The 20,894-nt window shown below is 44.0% G+C and carries 20 protein-coding genes; 12 read left to right on the top strand and 8 right to left on the bottom strand.

The annotated features are described in order from the left end of the window. The first annotated feature begins 135 nt into the window (after positions 1-135). Together QUA01_RS20450 and QUA01_RS20445 are read left to right on the top strand one after the other, a co-directional pair. Positions 136-471 carry a hypothetical protein gene (locus QUA01_RS20450; RefSeq protein WP_228049682.1) on the top strand — a complete coding sequence of 112 codons (336 nt, stop codon included), beginning with the start codon at positions 136-138 and terminating at the stop codon, positions 469-471. Further along, positions 464-838 (top strand): type II toxin-antitoxin system RelE/ParE family toxin, encoded by a 375-nt coding sequence (locus tag QUA01_RS20445; protein ID WP_333092344.1) that lies wholly within the window; start codon positions 464-466, stop codon positions 836-838. The genes QUA01_RS20450 and QUA01_RS20445 overlap by 8 nt, the downstream gene beginning before the upstream one ends. A 69-nt stretch (positions 839-907) precedes the next feature. Here QUA01_RS20445 and QUA01_RS20440 read toward each other — a convergent pair whose 3' ends face one another. Then, positions 908-2,560: an FAD-dependent oxidoreductase gene (locus QUA01_RS20440; RefSeq protein WP_333092345.1), complete on the bottom strand. Its 1,653-nt coding sequence runs from the start codon at positions 2,558-2,560 to the stop codon at positions 908-910. 204 nt (positions 2,561-2,764) lie between these two features. Here QUA01_RS20440 and QUA01_RS20435 point away from each other — a divergent pair, with 204 nt between their 5' ends. From QUA01_RS20435 to QUA01_RS20420, 4 genes are all read left to right on the top strand, one after another. Further along, positions 2,765-2,992: a hypothetical protein gene (locus QUA01_RS20435; protein ID WP_194065598.1), complete on the top strand. Its 228-nt coding sequence runs from the start codon at positions 2,765-2,767 to the stop codon at positions 2,990-2,992. Positions 2,993-3,104: 112 nt separating this feature from the next. Continuing rightward, positions 3,105-3,392, top strand: a complete 288-nt coding sequence (locus QUA01_RS20430; protein ID WP_333092346.1) for a type II toxin-antitoxin system VapC family toxin — start codon at positions 3,105-3,107, stop codon at positions 3,390-3,392. Between the two features lie 198 nt (positions 3,393-3,590). Continuing rightward, positions 3,591-5,228 carry an McrB family protein gene (locus tag QUA01_RS20425; RefSeq protein WP_333092347.1) on the top strand — a complete coding sequence of 546 codons (1,638 nt, stop codon included), beginning with the start codon at positions 3,591-3,593 and terminating at the stop codon, positions 5,226-5,228. A 7-nt stretch (positions 5,229-5,235) separates the two neighbouring features. After that, on the top strand, positions 5,236-6,432 hold the full coding sequence (locus tag QUA01_RS20420; protein ID WP_333092349.1) for an McrC family protein: 1,197 nt from the start codon (positions 5,236-5,238) through the stop codon (positions 6,430-6,432). A 92-nt stretch (positions 6,433-6,524) separates the two neighbouring features. Here the strand turns inward: QUA01_RS20420 and QUA01_RS20415 are convergent, their stop codons facing one another. Continuing rightward, positions 6,525-7,529, bottom strand: coding sequence for a phosphoribulokinase (locus tag QUA01_RS20415; protein WP_194065601.1), 1,005 nt, complete (start codon positions 7,527-7,529; stop codon positions 6,525-6,527). 916 nt (positions 7,530-8,445) lie between these two features. Between QUA01_RS20415 and petH the strand changes: the two genes are divergently transcribed. From petH to QUA01_RS20390, 5 genes are all read left to right on the top strand, one after another. Then, entirely contained in the window at positions 8,446-9,651 is a 1,206-nt protein-coding gene (gene petH, locus QUA01_RS20410; protein WP_333092352.1) for a ferredoxin--NADP reductase, read from the top strand. A 266-nt stretch (positions 9,652-9,917) separates the two neighbouring features. Further along, positions 9,918-10,250 carry a Uma2 family endonuclease gene (locus tag QUA01_RS20405; RefSeq protein ID WP_333092354.1) on the top strand — a complete coding sequence of 111 codons (333 nt, stop codon included), beginning with the start codon at positions 9,918-9,920 and terminating at the stop codon, positions 10,248-10,250. Continuing rightward, positions 10,220-10,648, top strand: coding sequence for a Uma2 family endonuclease (locus tag QUA01_RS20400; RefSeq protein WP_333092355.1), 429 nt, complete (start codon positions 10,220-10,222; stop codon positions 10,646-10,648). The genes QUA01_RS20405 and QUA01_RS20400 overlap by 31 nt, the downstream gene beginning before the upstream one ends. Positions 10,649-10,784: 136 nt before the next feature. After that, entirely contained in the window at positions 10,785-12,101 is a 1,317-nt protein-coding gene (locus QUA01_RS20395; RefSeq protein ID WP_194065604.1) for a homoserine dehydrogenase, read from the top strand. A gap of 86 nt (positions 12,102-12,187) precedes the next feature. After that, positions 12,188-13,024, top strand: a complete 837-nt coding sequence (locus QUA01_RS20390) for a hypothetical protein (protein WP_228049684.1) — start codon at positions 12,188-12,190, stop codon at positions 13,022-13,024. A gap of 17 nt (positions 13,025-13,041) precedes the next feature. Here the strand turns inward: QUA01_RS20390 and QUA01_RS20385 are convergent, their stop codons facing one another. The 6 genes from QUA01_RS20385 to QUA01_RS20360 all read right to left on the bottom strand — a co-directional run bounded on the left by QUA01_RS20385 (position 13,042) and on the right by QUA01_RS20360 (position 19,458). Then, the gene (locus QUA01_RS20385) at positions 13,042-13,518 is read right to left on the bottom strand and encodes a hypothetical protein (protein ID WP_194065605.1); all 477 of its coding nucleotides are present in this window, start codon (positions 13,516-13,518) and stop codon (positions 13,042-13,044) included. 503 nt (positions 13,519-14,021) lie between these two features. Beyond that, a complete protein-coding gene (locus QUA01_RS20380) occupies positions 14,022-14,906 on the bottom strand; it encodes a PhzF family phenazine biosynthesis protein (RefSeq protein ID WP_333092358.1) in 885 nt (294 codons plus the stop codon). A 257-nt stretch (positions 14,907-15,163) separates the two neighbouring features. After that, the gene (trpE, locus tag QUA01_RS20375) at positions 15,164-16,711 is read right to left on the bottom strand and encodes an anthranilate synthase component I (RefSeq protein WP_333092379.1); all 1,548 of its coding nucleotides are present in this window, start codon (positions 16,709-16,711) and stop codon (positions 15,164-15,166) included. Between the two features lie 280 nt (positions 16,712-16,991). Next, positions 16,992-17,855, bottom strand: a complete 864-nt coding sequence (locus QUA01_RS20370; protein WP_333092360.1) for a GNAT family N-acetyltransferase — start codon at positions 17,853-17,855, stop codon at positions 16,992-16,994. A gap of 377 nt (positions 17,856-18,232) precedes the next feature. Beyond that, positions 18,233-18,658, bottom strand: a complete 426-nt coding sequence (locus tag QUA01_RS20365) for a photosystem I reaction center subunit II PsaD (RefSeq protein WP_194012030.1) — start codon at positions 18,656-18,658, stop codon at positions 18,233-18,235. 299 nt (positions 18,659-18,957) lie between these two features. Next, entirely contained in the window at positions 18,958-19,458 is a 501-nt protein-coding gene (locus QUA01_RS20360) for a peptidoglycan-binding domain-containing protein (protein WP_333092361.1), read from the bottom strand. Between the two features lie 256 nt (positions 19,459-19,714). Here QUA01_RS20360 and QUA01_RS20355 point away from each other — a divergent pair, with 256 nt between their 5' ends. Next, positions 19,715-19,858, top strand: coding sequence for a hypothetical protein (locus QUA01_RS20355; protein WP_333092362.1), 144 nt, complete (start codon positions 19,715-19,717; stop codon positions 19,856-19,858). The last annotated feature ends 1,036 nt before the right edge of the window (positions 19,859-20,894 follow it).

Below are 20,894 nucleotides of genomic sequence, written 5' to 3'. Positions count from 1 at the left end.
TATGATTGTGCCACAGAAGGGAGGAGAAGAGTTTTAAACCGCATCAGTGCCAGAGAAAGCAGAGGGAAGAGCGATATTCAAGGCGGGGCGGGTTTACGTTAAAATGAAGGTAAAATTAATAGGTATGATGGCATTATGAATGTAGCACCACTTCGACATCAAATTGATCTATGGCTCGATCGACTCTCTCCAGAACATCTGGCATTGGTTGCGAGTTTTATAGAGTTTCTAAGCCAAAAGCAACGTCAGGGAGTCATCATTTCGCAAAATAATCGGTCAGAGGTTTTCTCAGTAGAAGTCCAAGAGATGCCTGCTGCTAATTCTTTTAGTATTTCAGAACCCTCAGAAATTCACGGGGAGGGTCAATCTAAAGCAGCGCTTCTACAAGATTTTCGGCAAGCTTGGCACGAAGCCATGACTGGGCAAACCATTTCGGTTGCTCAAATGTGGGAAGGAATTGAAAATGACTGACTTGCCCTTAATTCAAGTTATAGTTTCACCAACCTTCAATCGCAATTTACGCACTCTTGCCAAAAAATACCGCAGCATACGCAATGATATTCAACCCGTTATCGAACAACTCACACGGGGAGAGCTGCCAGGAGATCGAATTGCTGGAGTGGGTTATGCCGTCTTCAAGTTAAGAGTCCGAAATAGCGACACTCAAAAAGGTAAAAGTGGTGGCTACCGTTTAATTTACTACGTCCAAACAGCAACGGGAATCATTTTGCTGACCCTTTACACCAAATCCGAACAAGTCGATATTGCAGCAGAGGATATTCAGAACATTATTACAGAATACGAGCAGCAGCAGAGCGAAGAGCGAGAGGATATTTAAGAGTTGGGGAATCTTGCGCCGTAGAAGATGAGGTTTCGATATCTTCAACTGGTGACTGCTATACCTCGATTACTTTACTTCCTTGTAATCCACGCCATAACTCGTATCTCTCCCCGACAAATAGGTCGTTTTCCCCGTTAAAGTCTCCAAAGTTTCTCTGGTTTTACTCGAAGTAATCGTATTCAGCGGCACGCCGAACTTGCTAGCCAAACCGGCCGCCACGCCCACGCCTTGTCCTTGATAAATATTCACTGTCGCAATTCGCCCGACTGATACCGCCATACCGACATAGCCCGAAGATCGCCCTACAATAGCCAAATTATTCACTTTACTCGCCAAAGCGCTCTCTATCCCGAAATTATACACCGGCAGCGGCGGAATTCTCGAATCCAAATTCTTGACTCCGCCCCGCAAGTCGAAATCGTAGGAAAAACTGCCGATCGACTTTTCGGGTAATGTTCCTCCTTTGATAATCTCCTTCCCCGTCAGCGGCGCTACCACATCGCGCACATTCAAAGTTTGTCTGATATAAATCTCATCCGGGATAAATAGTCTCACATCTTTACCCGACTTTTTTTGCAGCCATTCTTGGATGCGTGACATTTCTTTAACCATTTCAGGAGTCGGTTTTCTGCCGTTAGCTTCCATCTTCATCAACTCGTCAACTTTGTATTTAAACAGAAACCCGTTCCACGACATCGAATTATTTTTATAAACGCAAATATTTGCCTTGTCAAAGAAGAATCCTTTTTCTTGAGTGAAGGGGAGATTTCTATCTACGTGATAGGCGGCTCCGATGGCTACACTTCTGATATTATATCCGTCTGTATAGGCCTGATAAATTGTACTTTCAAAGTTCCTCATCCAGAATTGTGTACTTGCAGGATCTTTATATTTACTAATGCTGGTTTTAATCTTTTCTACTAAAGGAGTGTTGTAGAGAATGTTATCTTCTATTTTGCGTAAATCGGCGATCGTTAGCCCGGTAATTGTGGGGACTACAGATACTGCTAAGGTTTCATTTTGGGATTTGATATTTTGCGATTCATATCCTGTGTAATAAGATAAGCCTGCTTTTCTAGCAAGTTCTGCGTCTTGAGTTACATCAATAAAAGAATTAGCTTTAATTTTGACTTTAGTGTTTTTGACTTCGGCATATTCAATTTTATTATTGACTACGTGAGGAGTAAGAGTTGAGTTGGAAATAACTTTAACTCCGGCTTCCGCAAGCATCTCTTTGAGTGCTTTGTCGGCCTGTTTTGGTTCTAAGCAAGATTCGGGAACATTGGCTTTGTCTAAGAATTCCCGGAAGCACTGGGCGTAGGGTTGGCGATACCAATCGGGGATTTTATCTAAATCCACGTAACCTAAACCGCCGCGGGTGAGTACGCCGCCCAAGGGATCGGTTGCGTAGTTCGATCGCACCACAGCAACTTTGCCTTTTTCACCTAAAGTTTTCTTAGCCCATATCGCCGCACATATCCCCGGTACTTCATCGCCGTACACTACGATATCAAAGTTGCGATCGACTGATGTTGGATGCGCTGCTGGGGGCTTGTTTGCGGCTGTTTGTCGCAGGTTTGGGGGGTCTAATGTGGCACTTGCTTCGTTTCGGTGGGCGATCGAGCTTTTTGCTTCTTTGAAATAGGGGGAGTCAACTAAAACTTTTACGGCTACAAAAAAGATGGCAATGGCAGCTAATTTCTTGAAAGTAGGAGGCATTTAGTTGACTGGTTGATGAATTTGCATTACCTGAAAGTGCTGTTCAGGGTTTACGGAGTTGAATATAGCACGTTTAGATAGTTTCGACACAAGTTTAAATTTTCCGGGAACCGTGGTAAACGAATCTTCTCAACCCAAACCCGGCGATGCTGTCCGGGCCAAAATGCTACAATTACATCGATCGCAAATTGAAATATAAAAAACATGACTTTTGAGGCGGTTTTAAATCTTGTCAAGCAGTTGTCTCTAGCCGAAAAGTTACGGTTGATTAAGTGGATAGTTCCTGAAATAGAACGAGAATTAGTTGTTGGGCCGACTCCCCGCAAATCATTGTGGGGTTTATGTGCTGACTTGGGAATTGCACCCTCTGCGGCTGATATAGATGAAGTTCGCAGGGAAGAATGGGCGAATTTCCCAAGGGAGGATTTCTAATGCTGCGTGCTGTAGGGATACTCATGCTGTTATTTGGTATATTTTTGCCGATTCGCGACTTTCGGTGACTGCTAGAACGACAATAGAAGACATAGCTGCCGAGGGAAATTAGGTGGCTTTTTCATCAATTACATTAGCAGAAATTGTGTATCTGAGCGAGAGAGGGCGGATTAATTCAGCTACTTTCGATCTATTCTTGAGAGAAGTTGAGAGCGATGATGCCTTATTGGTTGAAATTCCTTTCGATCGCAATATAGCTTTGACTTTAAGGCAAGTTGACCGATCGCAAATTCCCGATTTGCCCGATCGCATTATTGCTGCTACTGCTTTGTATCTTAATGTACCCGTTATTAGTCGCGATCGCCGGATTCAATTATCTAGTATAGACACAATTTGGTAAATCTGAGTCACTCGGCGCAAGTTTAAATTTTCCGGGAACTGTTGTTAGCGGTTTTGCCTGTGTTACTGGTTTGGGATGGCTATTGATGTGGGTAAGGATGGGAAGTGCGATCGCATTTCTGATGTCTGGTGTCGGGAATGGCGATCGGCTACAATAAGTTAAGAACAACAATTGAGTCACCTTAAACATACAGAAAAAATGGAAAAAGTTTTTGTACATCCTGAATGTCCTTTTTCAACAGACACATTTAACTTATTGACCGAATTTTGTGAAAACCCAAGCTCAGATTTTTACATGGCACACAAAAGAGATTTCTTAAAATATGTAGAAGAGCCATTGAAGTATATTTTCAGTCAGGTGGAAGAGCAGTTGCCTGATTTTATCAAAAAATATATAAATATCAAGTGGGAGCAATTTGGCTCGATCGTTGAAACAAAAGGTTTACAATCAATAGCTTACAGTATATTTTTTAGTTTTGAAGATATCAATTATGGAGACAATGCTTACTTAATGCTAAGATTTGACAACCAAGACTTAACTTTTGGTTTTTGTACAAAATTTAACGAAATTGATGGTATTATAGATAATTATCAAACCAATTATTATATAGATAAGCCCTTGGCAATCGATAGCCTCAAACGTTATAACCTTCCCAATCAATATCATTGCTATTTAACTAAGGAAATAATTCGTTCTACTTTCCCTGTGGATGAAGATCCTACGATCATAATGAAATCTCCACAATGTATTTATGAATTATTAAATAGTATTATGCAACAAAGAGACGAATTTGAAGAATATAACATTACTAATATTCAGGTTGCTAGATCGCTTAAAAAAAAAGAAGTATTAGGATATTCTGCTAAAAAGTTAATTCAACTAATAGTACAAACCTTTAAAAAGGTATTTCCCTTATTTTTATGTTGCAATGTGGACGATAATGATTCCCCTCTGCTTATAAATCAATATTTTACAGTATATGAAAAAGAATTTAATCTAGTGTATAATCTAGAAGAAATTTCTGAAATTACGGGTTTTCAAACATCTGAAGTCAACCGATGGATATCCACCATTAACCGTAAGAAACAAGCCATCATCCAAGGCCCGCCCGGAACTGGCAAAACCTTCATAGCCGAAAAACTAGCCAAACACTTAATCGGCGGCGGTGACGGTTTCTCAGACATTATCCAATTTCACCCCGCCTACACCTACGAAGACTTTATCGAAGGCCTCCGCCCAATAACTCAAAACGGACAATTAACCTACTCAATAGTTCCCGGCAGATTCCTAGATTTTTGCGAAAAAGCCGAAGCCCGTGAAGAAACTTGCGTGCTCATTATTGATGAAATTAATCGCGCAAATTTATCTCAAGTCTTTGGCGAATTAATGTATCTCCTAGATGACCGACAAGACACAGGACGCTTTATTACACTAGCCAGCGGTACACCCTTTAAAATCCCTACAAATGTCCGCATTATCGGCACAATGAACACCGCAGACCGCTCTATTGCCTTAGTCGATAACGCACTCCGCCGCCGCTTCGCATTCATTCCCATCTATCCAAACTATGAAGTGCTGCGACAGTATCACCAGAGAGAGGAAACAGGTTTCCCAGTTGATAAATTAACTAGCATTCTAAAAGATGTCAATCGGGCAATTAACAACAAACACTATCAACTAGGCATCTCCTTCTTTTTGACAAAAACCTTAGCTGAAGATATCCAAGATATTTGGCAAATGGAAATCGAGCCCTACCTTGAAGAATACTTCTTTGATAACCAGGCAAAAATGAATGAATTTCTCTGGGACAAAATCAAAGATAAATTGAGCAAGTAATAATCTTATGAAACGAGAATCACGCCAAACTATCGAACTGAAAGAATATGAATTACGAATTTTAGATCGAGACTTAATCCCCGAATCAGTAGGAGATAAAATATACCAGAATTATGGCAAGGAAATCGACATAGAATTTCCCAACCGTAAAACAAAAGATAAATGGGAACTAAAATCTAAAGGCAGAGTTGGTAACATTCCCATCACTCCCGACTTTCACATCGCCATCCGCCCAAAGGTTCCCATAAATAACTTATTCGGAATGCTTGAATATGCCTACAACCTTAAGATAAAATTTCCCCAAGGATCGATTCAGTGCCAATCTTTAAAACAAATTTACGAGAGATTAGCTAACATTTTTGCCCAAAAAATTCTAGAACGCTGTCGCAAAGGATTGTATCGCGATTACTTATCCAAAACAGAAAGACTCGCTTATATTCGCGGCCGCGTCGATTTGCGGTCAGCCCTGCAAAAACCTTGGGATGTTAAACTAAAATGCCACTATCACGAACAAACAGGCGATATCGAAGATAATCAAATACTCGCTTGGACACTTTTCATGATTGGGCGCAGCGGTGTGTGCGGTGAAACTGTTTCATCCACTGTGCGAAAAGCCTTCCACGCACTCCAAGGATTTGTCACATTAAAACCTTTTAAATCAGAAGCTTGTATTGATAGAAATTATCACCGTTTGAATCAAGATTATCAACTTTTACACGCCTTATGTCGATTCTTTTTAGATAACACAGGGCCCAGTCACGAAAAGGGCGATCGCGAAATGCTCCCTTTTCTCATAGACATGGCTAAATTATACGAACAATTTGTCGCTGAATGGCTCAAAGCAAATACACCAACAGGCTTCTTTGTCAAGAAAAAACAAACGGTAACACATGACCAAAATTATTGCGATAAAATTGACTTAATTCTACGCGATATTGAAACAAATGAAATCCTGTATGTCCTCGATACCAAATACAAAAATCCAGATCAAGTAGCCAGTAGTGACCGTCATCAAATAGTTGCCTACGCAAATGCAGTAAACTGTAAAAATGCAATTCTCATTTACCCGCAAGACCTCAAACAGCCACTAAACAATAAAATTGGTGATATCCGAGTTCGCAGTTTAACTTTTTCCCTAGATGGCGACCTCAATGAAGCCGGAAAAACCTTCTTAACCTCTCTACCTCAAAAAATCCTCTTCTAACTATTCTCTGCGCCCTCTGGCGCTGGAGCAGTTCATTTTCTTACAAAAAAAAGAGGCGCAATTGCACCTCTCAAACCTTTCATATCAGGGTTCTAAACACTAACAGCCACTTTCGATTCCTTCGCAGTCAACTTCTCGTAAGTCGCCCGCATCTTCAATCCCACTAACACTTGGAATAAACCAGTTCCATTGTTGGAACCAGGATATTCGCGGTGCTGAAGCAACAGGTGAGTTAACTCGCCTTCGTACTTCGCAGAAGTCTTGCTCAAATGGCTTTCGATGTAAATAACTTCTTCGAGATTCTCGAACTGACCGTCTACTTCCAAAATCGAGACTTCCTGGCCGTAGAAAGCGTCTGGGCCGTAGTACATCTTAATTCCGGGATAGGAACAAGTCAGTTTGCGACCGCAAGGAACCCAGTTAATTGTTGAACCTTCGTCAAACAAATACGCAGGTTCAAAATTGGCGATGCCTTCGCGTTGGATCATTTGGACGCGCAGAACCTTCCGTTCTTTGTCATCTTTGATCAAGTTGGTCGGCAATACTTGAATTACCACATCAGCATATTGCTTTTGGGGGTCGATGTAGGCGGTGAAATCTGGTTTGCGAGCGTTGATCGCAAACAGCACGTCTTCGTAACGGTGGCCCCGTTCCGCCATGTCGCGCTGGATTTTCCAAGCAATTTTAACTTCGTCGCTGATGTCGAGGTAGACGCTGAAGTCGATGAGATTTCTCACTCGCTCGTCGTAAAGGGGGTGCAGCCCCTCAATCACGATGATGTGATTCGGCTCTATCCGCTCAGCAGGATCGAGCAGACCGGTTTCGTGGTTGTAAATCGGTTTGTCGATCGCCTTACCTTCTTTGAGCGCCTTCATTTGCTCGGCCATCAGGTCAAAATTGTTAGCTCTGGGGTCTAGGGCGGTAATCCCTGTTTCCTTGCGCTGCTTGCGATCGAGACAATGATAGTCATCGAGGCAGATTACAGTCACGAAATCTTCCCCGAACAAATCTGTCAATCGGCGCAAAAAAGTAGATTTTCCGCACCCGGAGTCTCCGGCTACGCCAATTAAAACCACGCGATCCGGCTTACTTGTCATAGTTTCCCTCTAAAAAAATCACTGTTTACTAACTCAAGTCTAGATTCCACAAAATTTAAGGCCACAGGTAGCGTGCCGGCTTTGTGCGATTTTGTTGCTACCCCGATCGGATCGAGCACTCACCAGCATACAGGAGTCAGTTGACTGCCTGCGAGGGAAGACCCAAGCAATCTTGAAGGCAATTGACATACTCCAGATCCCTGGCAGGCATGGGGATTGTGGATTCAAACAGCTTCTGGCAAGCACAGCTTGTCCGATCTTGCCTCGCCTCTAGGTTGATGCCTCAACCTATTTGAGATTTTTTGGACTATGGAGTTGAGACGGGATTTTTACATCTGGCGAATCAACAATATATAGTTCCATCACGATTCCCGTCCGATCGGGCTTGCCTGCTCGCCTGCCTTATAGGATGGGATCGTACCCCAATTTTTTGGCTATTAATGCTAACTTTAGTGATTAATCTTACCAGAATGCGTCCGCCCACTACAAGCTCAACGTGATTTAATCAAATCGTGCTTTAAGTTTTACTTCATTATTATAAGTTTTATATTTCCATGCCGTATTCCCTTTGATAAGTGAAATCCTCTCCCGATCGCGGGATCGGCCTCTGTCGAATCCCTAAATCAGAAGGAGCGATCGGGGCAGATCCCGCGATCGGGTAAAATATTGGCAGTACGCAGACAACAATAGCTATAGGTCAACACCTGAACGCAGCCGGACTCTATAGCCGGCGTGATGTTCGGCTGATGGGGAACTGGAGGCGCGATCGACCAAAAAGGGACACGCCCGCCCGCAACGGCGAAGCCCAAAGATTGGCGCGGCCAATTAGTTCAGATGGCCTTAAGAAAAAAGTAAATTGAGTCTAACGTCACATTCTCTTTCTTTATAACTCTGTATCGTGAAGGACAAGCAACAAATGTACAGCCCAAGCATATCTGGTGTAGCGGCCAACTCAGAATCAGGCAGCCGCATCTTTGTATACGAAGTGGAGGGTATGCGTCAGAGCAAAGCAACTGACCAAACAAATCACCCGATTCGCCGTAGCGGTAGCGTGTTTATCTCCGTTCCCTACGATCGCATGAATCAGGAAATGCGGAGAATTGCTCGCATGGGTGGCAAAATCGTCAGCATCCGCCCATTAAACGGCGTTCCCGAAACTCATAGCAAAGTTGCACCAGAAGCAGGGCTACAGAGTCAGAAATCTGGAGAAAAAGCTAAGCCCATGACTCAAGCCAAGGAAAAAGTTCAGGTTCCCGTTAACCTCTACAAGCCGGCCAATCCCTATATTGGTAAGTGCATTTCTACAGAAGAATTGGTCAGAGAAGGCGGCGAAGGCACAGTCCGCCACGTCAAATTTGACATTTCTGGAGGCAAGTTACACTATCTCGAAGGTCAAAGTATCGGGATTATTCCTGATGGGACGGATAAAAACGGCAAACCTCACAAAATTCGGCTTTACTCGATCGCCTCCACCCGTCACGGAGACGATGTAGACGACAAAACAGTCTCTCTGTGCGTCCGCCGCCTAGAGTACAAAAGCCCAGAAACTGGCGAACAAGTGTTCGGTGTTTGTTCGACTTTTCTCACCGGTTTGCAACCTGGAGATAATGTCAAAATCACCGGCCCGGTAGGCAAGGAAATGCTCTTGCCAGAAGACGAAGATGCCACCGTAATTATGATGGCTACCGGTACGGGTATTGCTCCTTTCCGCGCTTATTTGTGGCGGATGTTCAAAGAAAACAATCCCGATTACAAATTCAAAGGTTTAGCTTGGCTGTTCTTTGGAGTTGCTTACACTCCCAACATTCTTTATAAGGAAGAGTTGGAAGAATTGCAGCGCGAGTTCCCCGATAATTTCCGCTTGACTTATGCCATCAGCCGCGAGCAAAAAACTGCTGACGGCGGCAAGATGTACATTCAAAGCCGGATTAAAGAGAACGCAGACGAATTGTGGGAATTGGTTCAAAAGCCGAAAACTCACACTTACATCTGTGGTTTGAAGGGAATGGAAGGCGGAATTGATGAGGGAATGTCTGCTGCATCTAGCAAGCACGACGTTGACTGGACAAGCTATCAAAAACAGTTGAAAAAACAGCATCGCTGGCACGTTGAAACATATTAATGTGTTACCTGATTTAATTTGAATAGTAGGGCGGGCTTTGGCTCGCCCTACATTTTTTTGTGAAACAGTTTTCAGCATTAAACAAGATTGCATAAATCTTCGATGGATCCTTCAACCGCAGATGCAAAGCAGATAAACACAGATTAACGCAGATAATTTCAAGATAGGAAAGTAAATGAATGCAATCCAAGTCTATTCAGGGGCAGATTCACCCAATACAAGTGTAAAATAGACAGTAAGCTCACCGAAAAAGGGAGATAACTGACATGGTTATAACTTCTACCAAAAAACTGACCTTTGAAGAATATCTGAACTATCAGGGAGAATCAGGTGTTTGTTATGAATTATATCGGGGACATCTCATCGAAATGCCAACACCCACAGCAATACATATCAAAATTTGCGAGTTTTTGGTTTACCAGTTCCGGCGCTTCTTTGCAGCACACAACCTACCGCTAGTTGCAATTGTGACTACTGCAGTCCGAACTGAAGAAGACTCTTCCCGCATTGCTGATGTGGTAATTTGCACTCGGAGTTTGTGGAAGTCTGCGCGCAACCTGGTTCCACAGTGCTGGACTTTGAAGAAAAACCGCTGTTAGTTATTGAAGTTACCAGTCAAAATTGGCGGGACGACTACATCCGCAAGCGGGCAGAATACGATTTAATTGATATCCCCGAATATTGGATTGTAGACCCCAATCGACCGAAAATACGAGTATGCAGCCGCCCCGAAAATGAAAGCAGTTATTCTCACCAGGAATTTTTGCCGGGACAGCTTGTTCAGTCCGTACAGTTCGCTGAATTTATTTTATCAGTGGATGAAGTGCTGTGTCCGCCGCTAGTCGAAGATTTAATTCTAGAAGAATCTGTACGGCGACAACAGCTAGAACAGCAGAATCAACAGCTAGAACAGCAAGTTAATTTAGAAAGGCAGCGTGCCCAAAGATTGGCGCAGAGGCTGCGAGAAATGGGAGCAGATATGGATGCGGAGCTTTAAATTGCTGTGTAAATTCTGGATTCATTAGTCATGCAGATCCCCAGCTTATTTAATAAGTCGGGGCTCTCGCTATTCTGTGAATGCCCGGTTGTCATACAATGATTGTAGATTAAGTGAGTTTCAACGGGTCAAAGTCGTGGCTTTCAAAATTGGTTTGCTAGGTTTGGGTACAGTTGGCGCGGGAACTGCAGAGATTTTGCTCTCCCGAGACGATCGCCATCCGCTGTTGCAGGAATTGGAAATCTATCGGGTGGGAGTGCGCGATATTTCTCGAACTCGGTCTTTACAATTGCCAGAAAATGTGCTGACAACTGACCTAGAGGCGATCGCAACTGACCCGAAAGTTGATATTGTAGTAGAACTGATTGGGGGATTGGAACCGGCGCGATCGCTCATTCTGCAAGCGATCGCCAACGGGAAGCACGTAGTCACCGCCAACAAAGCAGTTATCGCCCGCTACGGTAGTGAAATCTTCGACGCGGCTAACGAAAAAGGCGTTTATGTAATGTTAGAAGCTGCTGTAGGCGGCGGAATTCCAGTCATTCAAACCCTCAAACAATCTTTAGGTGCAAACCGCATCAAAACTGTCACAGGCATCGTTAACGGCACAACTAATTACATCCTGACGCGGATGCAGAGTGAAGGTGCAGACTTTGCCGAAGTGCTCGCGGACGCTCAGCAATTAGGTTATGCTGAAGCTGACCCTACAGCGGATGTAGATGGATTAGATGCGGCTGATAAAATTGCTATTTTAGCCTCGCTAGCTTTTGGCGGACGCATCAAATTAGCCGATGTTCACTGCGAAGGTATCAGACAAGTTAGTGCGGCGGATATTGACTATGCCGATAAGCTAGGATTTGTGATTAAGTTGTTGGCTATTGCTGAGGAAAAATCCCAAAGTTCCAAGCAAAATGGGGATGAAGAAGCGGAACTCCTCTCGATTCGAGTGCATCCTACTTTGGTGGCGAAGACTCATCCGCTGGCGAGTGTCAACGGTGTTTATAATGCAATTTTAATCGAGGGAGATGCGATCGGGCAATTGATGCTGTACGGGCGCGGTGCGGGCGCGGGGCCCACAGCTAGCGCGGTGGTATCGGATATTTTGAATGTGGCGGCAATCCTGAAAACCGAAACTGTTCCGATTCCCCATCCTTTGCTGAGTTGCACTCATCAACACTACTGCAAAATTGCTGAAATGCAGGAACTTGTGACTCGGTTTTACGCCCGTTTTCTGACGCGCGACTCTCCGGGGGTAATTGGTAAACTAGGGACTTGTTTTGGCAACCACAAAGTTAGTTTGGAGTCCATTGTGCAAACTGGAATTCACGGCAATTTAGCAGAAATTGTGGTGGTGACTCACGATGTGAAGGAAGGTAATTTTCAGCAAGCGCTTGCTGAAATTCGGGCGATGGAAGCTGTCGATAGTATTGCGAGTACCTTGCGAGTTTTGTAAGAATTCCACAAGGTTAATAGTCAGGACTAAAGTCCTGACTATTAACCTTTTTTAGATTGTTTTTAGTTTAGTACGGATCAATACAATTGGATTTTGTCGATCGCCCTACAGGAAGGCACTTGCTAGATGCTATCTACGAAAAGTTTGCCAAACCCCAACTACACGATACTTTCAAACCCAGCAATCCGTCAATTTACGTTCGGCACCAGCTAGGGCAAGTTGTGGATGGAAATTATATCATAGAAAAAGTCTTTGAAGACTCTGGTACTGGTTTTTATGCTGAAAGTCGCCTTCCCGTTTCTGGGAACAATCCGCCCGTGCTCGTGATTCGCGGCTACGGTTCTTGGTATCCTTTCGAGCGCGTTTTGGAAGATACGCCCGATGTATTTATGGCAAAACTAGAACGCCAGTTAAAAGCGGCGAAAACTGCGGGTGCTATTGATTGGATAAAACAGCAATTTCACAGCGGAAATCCGCCGGATGTCATCGGAGAAAGTTTGGGCGGCAAAGTTGCTCAGCAAATTGCAGCAAAATACCCGAATTATCTGCGATGTACTGTAAGTTTTAATTCTGTGGGCGTTTCGGAAAAGTTAGCTCAAACTTCCACCGCTAACAATGTTTTTCACTACTTTACTTTAGGCGAAAGGTATGCTTTCTGGGCAAATGAAGGCGATTACATACCGGGAACAATTTTTGTGATTTCCCAGAAAGGGGAAAACTGTTGTTACAAGCTAGAAGAGGCGATCGTCCGAAGGGCTCATTTTGAACGTAAGTTTCGCAAAAGACGAGTCCTGATGGCAATATTTGCCCAGTGGCTGTTGTTAAATCGGCATAATGCGATCGTCCTCAACAAGAAAAAGCCGGTAGTCGTTCAGATCGATCGGGCTCAATTGCAAATTTTCCGAAAAAGTCGCTTTGTTTAAACTCAGACCAAATTGCTTCAGGTAGCAGAGGGCTGATTTTCCCGCGCTGCGACGGCGAGTACCAGACAAAGGGCTGCGATCGCTTTTTCCCACTCTTCCTTAACGGCGATGGGTTCAACCTCATCAAAAGCGCTAACTAAGCGAGGGATCGATCTTTCTAATGCTTTGCTGGGAATCGATTTGTGCAATTCAACTAAACGAGTTAAACTTTCTTGATTCTTCAAAAAATCCACTACCCATTTAGTAGTATGATCGGGACTGTCCGGGACATTTTGAATTCCTAGTTCTGTTTGCAACCAGTCGTAAAAAGGCGGCAGCTTTTTGGCTAAAACAGCTCCAGCAGTGGGTAAAGTTTCTTTTAGCAAAGCAGTATCGAGACTCCCCAAAACTTGATTTAACTCCGGTGATTCCAGCAAGGTAGTTAAGGGAAGCGAAAGCATGGCTTCAGAATCCTCGGGGGATACATTTAAAATCCGCGAAAATGTTTGCAGCATGGGAAAGGATTTGGTATGGATGACTTTTTCACTATAACAATAACACGCCGCACTGAATGTGAGCTACCTCATATTCAGCAATTTTGATGAAAAATAATTAAATTGAACTCATTTTTTTAGGCTAGCAATTCATTGACGGGCATACTAAAATTAAGCCCAACTATTTGAGTGCTGACAAGTTCACCCCGGGTAAATAAAAGTCTCTGCTGTTGAATAATACCAATTTAAAAAAATCTTGCTCAAATATAACTTTTGGGCAGAGTGAAACAGAGAGTTGTTTGCTCAAATATTGTTGAGGAGGTGCGTCGCTTGGAGATTTTCGATTTTTTTGGGGGACGATCTATGGCGACGCACCCTACAAATACTGTTGTATAACTTTTAAAATTGGTAGATAGCGGTTCGATCGCGTGGTGAGGAATGCCCTATGCCGGAGAGTATGTCATATTTCTGAGACTAGGCTATATCTGCGTTCACCTGGAGTTAAGAATTTCGCATTAATAAATCTAAATAAATTCTCCTTTCGCCACCATCACCACCTTACCACCAACCAAAACCTCTATTTCTTCCTGATTTTTTTGAGCTTTCAATAGCAGCAGCGAAGGTCTGCCAATCTCATAACCTTGTTCTACTCTCACATCAATCTTGGCTTCCCCGCAATAACCATATTCTACCAAATATCCAGCCAAACAGCCATTGGCACTGCCCGTCGCCGGGTCTTCGGGAATTCCTAGGGAAGGGGCGAAAACTCGGACGCTTAAATCATTAATGTCGCTGTAGGTTTCCGGGCAGAAAATTAAAATTTCTTTGGCTTCTGTGTGATTAATCAGTTCAAAATATTTGTCTGGGTTGACTAGAGCTTTTTTGAGCGCTGCGAGGTTTTTTAACGGTACTATGATAAACGGCACTCCGGTGGAAACTTCTTGAAGCGGGAATTTTGCATCAATGTCATCGATTTCTAAATTCAGGATGCTGGCGAGAGTTTCGGCTGATAAAACTTGACCGAATGTTGGCGGGTTTTGTCGCATCCATAAAATATCTGCCGATTGATTATGATAATTAAAGGTGACAGGAATTTGACCGACGGCTAGATTGAGAATTACTCGATCGACCTTTTCGCCAATTATCTCTTGCTGCAACACAAACGCAGTGCCCAACGTCGGATGGCCGGCAAAGGGCAATTCCTTCTTGGGCGTGAATATCCGCACGTCGTAGCCGTTATTTCGCCGATCGGGCGATCGAATAAACGTGGTTTCGGAATAATTGATTTCCCTCGCTATCAGCAGCATTTCGGCCTCTGAGAGCTCGGCAACTCCAGCGCCGCAAAATACAGCTAGCTGATTGCCAGCATATTTTGACTCGGCAAACACATCAACTATATAAAAATTCATAGTTCCCTCTTTTGATAGTATTTGTAGTCAGGACTTTATATCTATTGGTGTCAGCTTAAGACTAAAAGCATTTGTATCTCTCGTTGATAGCCGAGTCTCGATCCCCCCTAGCCCCCCTTCTTAAGGGGGGAACCGGAGTGTGCTCAAAGTCCCCCTTCTTAAGGGGGATGCGAGGGGGATCAGGCCTCGCGTCTAAACGAGAGTTAAAAAGAGTTTTAGGCGATTGTTGACACCAATGCTTTAGTCCTTATAACTTGCTATTTCAAACAGCGAATTGCCTGCAACATTCCCCTGGCTTTATTCAGAGTTTCTTCATACTCCAGATCCGGGTTAGAATCTGCCACCAAACCAGCACCGGCTTGCACAGAAACTGAATGCTTATTTCCATCTAAAGAACGAACAACCATAGTCCGAATTGCGATCGCACTATTCAACTGTCCTTCAAAATCATAATACCCGTAAACCCCAGAATAGGGGCCGCGACGGCAACCTTCTAACTCGTGCACAATTTCCATCGCGCGAATCTTCGGAGCACCGCTAACCGTACCCGCAGGAAAACCAGCTTTCAACAAATCCCAAGCTGTCTTATCCTCAGCCAATTCTCCTATTACATTGCTCACAATGTGCATCACGTGAGAATAACGCTCAATTCCCATTAATTCATCAACTTTTACAGTACCGCTGCGGCACACTCTGCCTAAATCATTTCTACCCAAATCAACTAACATGACGTGTTCCGCAATTTCCTTCGGATCTTGCAGCAATTGGGCAGCCAAAGCGTCATCTTGTTCGGGAGTTTTGCCCCGGCGGCGCGTGCCGGCAATCGGCCGCAAAGTTGCAATCTTTTTGCCGTCGGCAGTATTTTCTGCCTTCACCATAATCTCAGGACTAGAACCGATAATCTGCCAATCTCTGAAATTAAAATAAGCCATGTACGGAGAAGGATTAATCAATCGCAAAGAGCGGTAAAGTGCAAAAGGATCGCCGCTATATTCTGCTTCCAGCCGCTGGGAAATTACCACCTGAAAAATATCTCCGGCTTTGATATAATCCTTGGCTTTTAAGACATTTTCACAATACTTGTTGCGGGTGATATTGCTGGTGTAAGCTAATTCTGTATTTTCATTTGTAGAACCGACATCTTGATCGTCCCTCGGCGGAGTCCATTCTATGAGAGTAGATTGCTGGGAAAGCGGGGATTGCAGCTTATTTACTAAGTGAGAAACGCGATCGCACGCTTTGCCGTAAGCATCAGCCAAATCAACGCCAACCTCCCGCAAATCCGCATAGGCTACGGCCCAAATTTTCCGCTTCACTTGGTCAAAAATCAGCAAATTATCAACCTGCATCCACAACCCATCCGGCAAATCGTTTTCTGCAGCCGGATGCACGGGAACTCGCGGTTCTATCCACTTAATTAACTCGTAACCCCAAAAACCGAATAACCCGCCAATTCCCGGTGGTAATTGTGGCAATTTTACTGGTTTGTAGGGCTGCAAACACTCGTTTAATGCTGCAAACGGATCGCCGGCAAATACTTTTTGGGAACCGTCGCGGTAAACTTGAGTTGTGCGAGATCCCCTAGCCTCCAAAATCCACAGCGGATCGCACCCTAAGAAACTATAACGCCCGATTTTCTCCCCACCTTCCACCGACTCCAGCAGAAAACTGTAGGGTTGACCGGCACAAACCCGATACCACGCAGACACTGGCGTATCCAAATCAGCAACCCATTCTTGATACACGGGCACAAAATTGCCTTGTTTAGCCAGTTCTGAAAATTGTGAGAAGTCGGGAAACATCATAAAGTAAAAGGAAGAAGGAAAATGGAAGAAGTCATTAGTCATTAGTCATTAGTCATTAGTCAGTAGTTATTTGTTATTTGTTATTTGTTATTTGTTATTTGTTATTGGTAACAACTGGCAACTGACAACTGACAAATAACTACTGACAACTGGCAACTGCTTTCCGTACAACGTCATCAGGAAGATGGAAGAAGGAAGAAGAAGAAGAAGAAAGAAGAAATACACACTAACCTTTTGATCTATACATATTGTATGTTTAATTAAGTGGATTTACTTACAATCAATAAACAAAAGACGGAAACCAACATCCCTGCGGCGGCTGGTACTCGCCAACTGCCATCACCGCCATCGGTTTGACGGCGTGTAGTCCTTCTTTCAAGCACCAGCGAAACAAACTTGCATATCTCAGTGGCAAGTGGAAAGCCAGCACATCTTCGGAACTGTACGCAGCAGCCCCCAAGAGCAAAGCCTGCATATCTGCCTCGGTGTGGGCGACGCTGTGGCCCAAAGCTGATACCGCACAAGTATAAGCCACAATCCGACCTTGCTGGCAAGCAACGAAGGGGGAAAAGTGATTCAGGGCGTATTCTATCTCGGAAGTTCGATCGCACCCGCATACTTTTTCGCACAAAGCCTGACATTCGCCCACATCCTCAGCAGTCAGCGGCCGCACCTCAAACCCATATTGCGGTTGGCTGCGAAACTTCCCCTCTATTAGCACGAAAGGTTCTTTCACCTCAAAACCCAGAGAAGCGTACAGCGACAGCGCAGCCATGTTGAAAGATTCTTGCACCAAACGGATGCCCTCTGCGTCTTTTCCTCGATCCAGCAAGGCTTTCATGATTTCTCGTCCCGCGCCGCGGCGTTGAAAAGCGCGATCGACACTGACGGGCCCAATACCGCGAATCGGGTTGCGTTCGTCCATAAAACCGCAGCCGACAACCGCACCATCACTCTCAGCTACGATGCAAAAAAAAACCGGACTTTCGATAAAAAGGCTAATAATCTCAGTTGACAACTCCTGCGTCATAAAATCTGTGTGAGGGAAGAAATGGCGATCGGAAATATCTTTAAAAGCTTCATAATTAATGCCAGCGCAAACATCTATATCACTTGGTGTTGCTCGCCTGATTGCGACATTCATTTTTAATTAATGATTAAGTTTTAATTATATTTGAAGTTAGCAGCAGTTGGGCGCGGCCCGTTGCTGTCAGATCAACCCTAAAGTTATTAAAAAATATTGCTTCGATCGGAGTCTCGATGGGAGCATCTCCTGCATTGGGAAAAAGCCTTTTTTTTATTATAATGCTGTCCCCGCTTGCTTGTAGAACCAAGCGATCGAGGACAGCACTACAAAGCAAAACTGAGACTCTCCAGTCTCTATCGCCCTCAATTACCAAAAAAAATGGGGAGGAAAGAGAATACTCTTCTCCTTTTTGTTTGGGGGGCCTGCGGGCGATCGGTCTTAACTGAGCTTTTGGGGCCTTATTACCTTTTCAAGCTCAGCGATTGGCTCAAAACCTAAACTTCGTAGGTTTTCTTACCGGTGAACTTCACCTTAATCGGATTAGGGTTGCTGCCGATATTGCGGTCAATCTTACCGACGTAGGGACGACCTTCGTTCACCTTCTCGGGGAACACGCCATCCTTGGGATGCAGGTACTCATTAGAACCGTCGGGAAATACGCGGTAGATTTTGTAGTTCGAGATTTTGAATTTCGCCCGCAGTTGCTGGCCGCCCAAAGCGATGCACTGCTCCTTCCGGGGCAGATACAGCAAGTTGTCGCCTTGACGCATAATCGCAGCGCCACCTGTAGGCATTTCAAACACCTGCTCCTTGGGGCTAGTCCAAGTGATAGCATACTTCTCTTCAACTAGCGCCTTGGTCAGCAAGCCGCCGGTGCTGCCGCCGAAGATTGGGGGTTGTCCAGTCAGTTCTTCTGCCATAGATATATCCAAAGGATTTTACGGCATCCTATCATTCAGACTGCGCGCTGTTCTCAAAATTGTAAGGAAAGTTAACAGTTTTTGGGCGATCGATCTTTTCTGATAATTGCTAATTAGTATTTAATAATTGATAATTTGTAATTTTTTCCCAACTTAGAAAACAGAATTATCAAATACAAATTCCCCAAATAATAGCTCAATAAAAACGCAATGCTTCGGGTGTTTCTAGCGCACCCGCAGCATCGCATATTCCCCCAATTTCCTCTCTACGGGCGATCGCACCATTTACTGCACCAAGCCTAAGTCAAGAACCATTGAGGGTCATAACCGCGCGGAATTTGACTCAAAGCAGTCCAAGTTTCTCGGTTGACAACCCCGTCGGCCTCAATCCCAAAGCTTTTTTGAAATGCGCGAACAGCGTTCTCTGTCAAAGTATAAAATTGGCCGTCAATTTCACCACTGTAGTGCTGGGAAAGCCTCAAAACTTCCTGAACAGTAGCGACTGCTTCCCCAGAACTGCCGAATCTGAGTACCGGCATATTAACCGGAGATTGAGTATCAAGGGCCTGCCAAGTAAGCGGCCCGACAATACCGTCCGGCGGCAAGAAAACCCGAAACTGAAATAGTTTCACAGCAAATTCCACTGCTTTGTCAAAAATTCCTTTTGCAGGCTGCCGGTAAACGCGCAGCTTGGTTAGCAGTTGTTCTAGTTCCAACACGGCTTTACCTTGAGAACCTAATTGCAGTTGCGGGTGGTTGGCGATAGCTTCGGTAGAATTCATGCGAGTTTTAAGTGACATAATCGATTTTGTAACCTCTAGCTTTGAGTATTTTTTGTGTAAAAAAGTTTTTCCGGGCGAAACATTTGCATCCTCAAGTTTTGGCGAATCAACACTGGCGATGGCAGTGTCTCAACAGATTCGATCGACTTTTAGTGTCTCATATCAAATCCTCTTTTCATCGGCAGAGTAAATTCACTGTTGACTGTTAACCGTTAACCGCTAACCGTTAACCGTTAACATCATGTAGGAGTGCAACCGGAATTGATATCACATCATGTCTGGTCGATTACCACAACAAAAATGGTTTGTAGTACGCCCGCAAGTCCCCACGCGCGATCGCATTTTATTGCGGTTAATCGAACAAACGCGATATCAAGATTGGTGCGCCTTCCAACTTTATTCTCGCCAGCATCGCTAGCGCCACACCCGAAATTTTGCCTAAACACCGGGTTTAACAAAGCCAGCGCGTCCTGAATCTGCTTCTATACTTTCGATCCTAAACATAAACACCGCGCCTGCCGCATCACCTGAAAGGTGTATTTCATAGGGTGAGGGTTGAGGGTGAGAAGGCTAGAGGAGGAGGCTGGTTCGGCGCTGAAAACTTTTTTATGTTAAGCTGCATCGGGCGATCGAGTTAGTCGATCGACACCTACGCACCTAAAACTGAGAAACGCAGTTTTTAAGCAAATCTGCTCAATCTTTGCCGCCACACCCTACAAACAATACTTCGGACAGTTTTTTAAAGTTTCTGTAAGCTTTACAGTGCAAGCCTTCGCATTTTTAATCTTTTTTTCAAACTTAAGGCTAAACTTAAACTTTGAAAAAATAGTCCGCACTATAGCCAGCATGGGTTTCAGATACTCGATCCTGCCTAAAACTGTCCGAAGTATTGCTACAAAAAGAGTTTTGATATAAGTAATTTCCGCAGCCGTCACTAAAAAACGACAGTTTACATCTCAGTAAATTCTCCAGATTGCAACCATCTATCAATCTGATTTTTTATGCAGGTAAAGCAGTCCGGCTCGACTCCTGTAAAAATACAATCTTTCTGCGATTGCTTTCCTTTTCCTCGCAATCACAATCTATTTATTTACCCTATGGCTTTTATTATTAATTTTTAATAAACTTAATTTACAGCGATCGGCGCGATGTTGTAAGATTTAATGTAAAGCCTGCAACACTTACACAACAAAAATGAAAAATCAAAAGCGGCAATTTCCCGATCGCTCGATTTATTAGAAATCTCCAGAACAGCATTTAAAGAACAGCCTCGAAGAGCCTGATTTACAACCATTCTTGGAGAAGTCTATTTAAACAATCCCAGACGCACGCGGGGCCAAAAACCCGGTTTCTGCGTCAAGCATCTCTCGGAATTATCGACTATTTTTCGTAGAAATCGGTTTGTTTTACGTCCGGGAACATAAAAAACACCTGTAAATACGTAAGTAATTTTT

This window comes from Microcoleus sp. S36a_B3 (assembly GCF_036700745.1).
Classification (GTDB): Bacteria; Cyanobacteriota; Cyanobacteriia; order Cyanobacteriales; family Microcoleaceae; genus Microcoleus.
This window is presented reverse-complemented; position numbering and strand designations above follow the sequence as displayed.

Bases quoted from the DNA above. Each gene is read 5' to 3' on its own strand.
- QUA01_RS20440 (WP_333092345.1), bottom strand. From the start codon at position 2,560: ATGCCTCCTACTTTCAAGAAATTAGCTGCCATTGCCATCTTTTTTGTA.
- QUA01_RS20405 (WP_333092354.1), top strand. From the start codon at position 9,918: ATGGTTATAACTTCTACCAAAAAACTGACCTTTGAAGAATATCTGAAC.
- QUA01_RS20445 (WP_333092344.1), top strand. From the start codon at position 464: ATGACTGACTTGCCCTTAATTCAAGTTATAGTTTCACCAACCTTCAAT.
- QUA01_RS20355 (WP_333092362.1), top strand. From the start codon at position 19,715: ATGTCTGGTCGATTACCACAACAAAAATGGTTTGTAGTACGCCCGCAA.
- QUA01_RS20415 (WP_194065601.1), bottom strand. From the start codon at position 7,529: ATGACAAGTAAGCCGGATCGCGTGGTTTTAATTGGCGTAGCCGGAGAC.
- QUA01_RS20425 (WP_333092347.1), top strand. From the start codon at position 3,591: ATGGAAAAAGTTTTTGTACATCCTGAATGTCCTTTTTCAACAGACACA.
- petH (WP_333092352.1), top strand. From the start codon at position 8,446: ATGTACAGCCCAAGCATATCTGGTGTAGCGGCCAACTCAGAATCAGGC.
- QUA01_RS20370 (WP_333092360.1), bottom strand. From the start codon at position 17,855: ATGAATGTCGCAATCAGGCGAGCAACACCAAGTGATATAGATGTTTGC.
- QUA01_RS20420 (WP_333092349.1), top strand. From the start codon at position 5,236: ATGAAACGAGAATCACGCCAAACTATCGAACTGAAAGAATATGAATTA.
- QUA01_RS20360 (WP_333092361.1), bottom strand. From the start codon at position 19,458: ATGTCACTTAAAACTCGCATGAATTCTACCGAAGCTATCGCCAACCAC.
- trpE (WP_333092379.1), bottom strand. From the start codon at position 16,711: ATGATGTTTCCCGACTTCTCACAATTTTCAGAACTGGCTAAACAAGGC.
- QUA01_RS20365 (WP_194012030.1), bottom strand. From the start codon at position 18,658: ATGGCAGAAGAACTGACTGGACAACCCCCAATCTTCGGCGGCAGCACC.
- QUA01_RS20450 (WP_228049682.1), top strand. From the start codon at position 136: ATGAATGTAGCACCACTTCGACATCAAATTGATCTATGGCTCGATCGA.
- QUA01_RS20380 (WP_333092358.1), bottom strand. From the start codon at position 14,906: ATGAATTTTTATATAGTTGATGTGTTTGCCGAGTCAAAATATGCTGGC.
- QUA01_RS20435 (WP_194065598.1), top strand. From the start codon at position 2,765: ATGACTTTTGAGGCGGTTTTAAATCTTGTCAAGCAGTTGTCTCTAGCC.
- QUA01_RS20385 (WP_194065605.1), bottom strand. From the start codon at position 13,518: ATGCTGCAAACATTTTCGCGGATTTTAAATGTATCCCCCGAGGATTCT.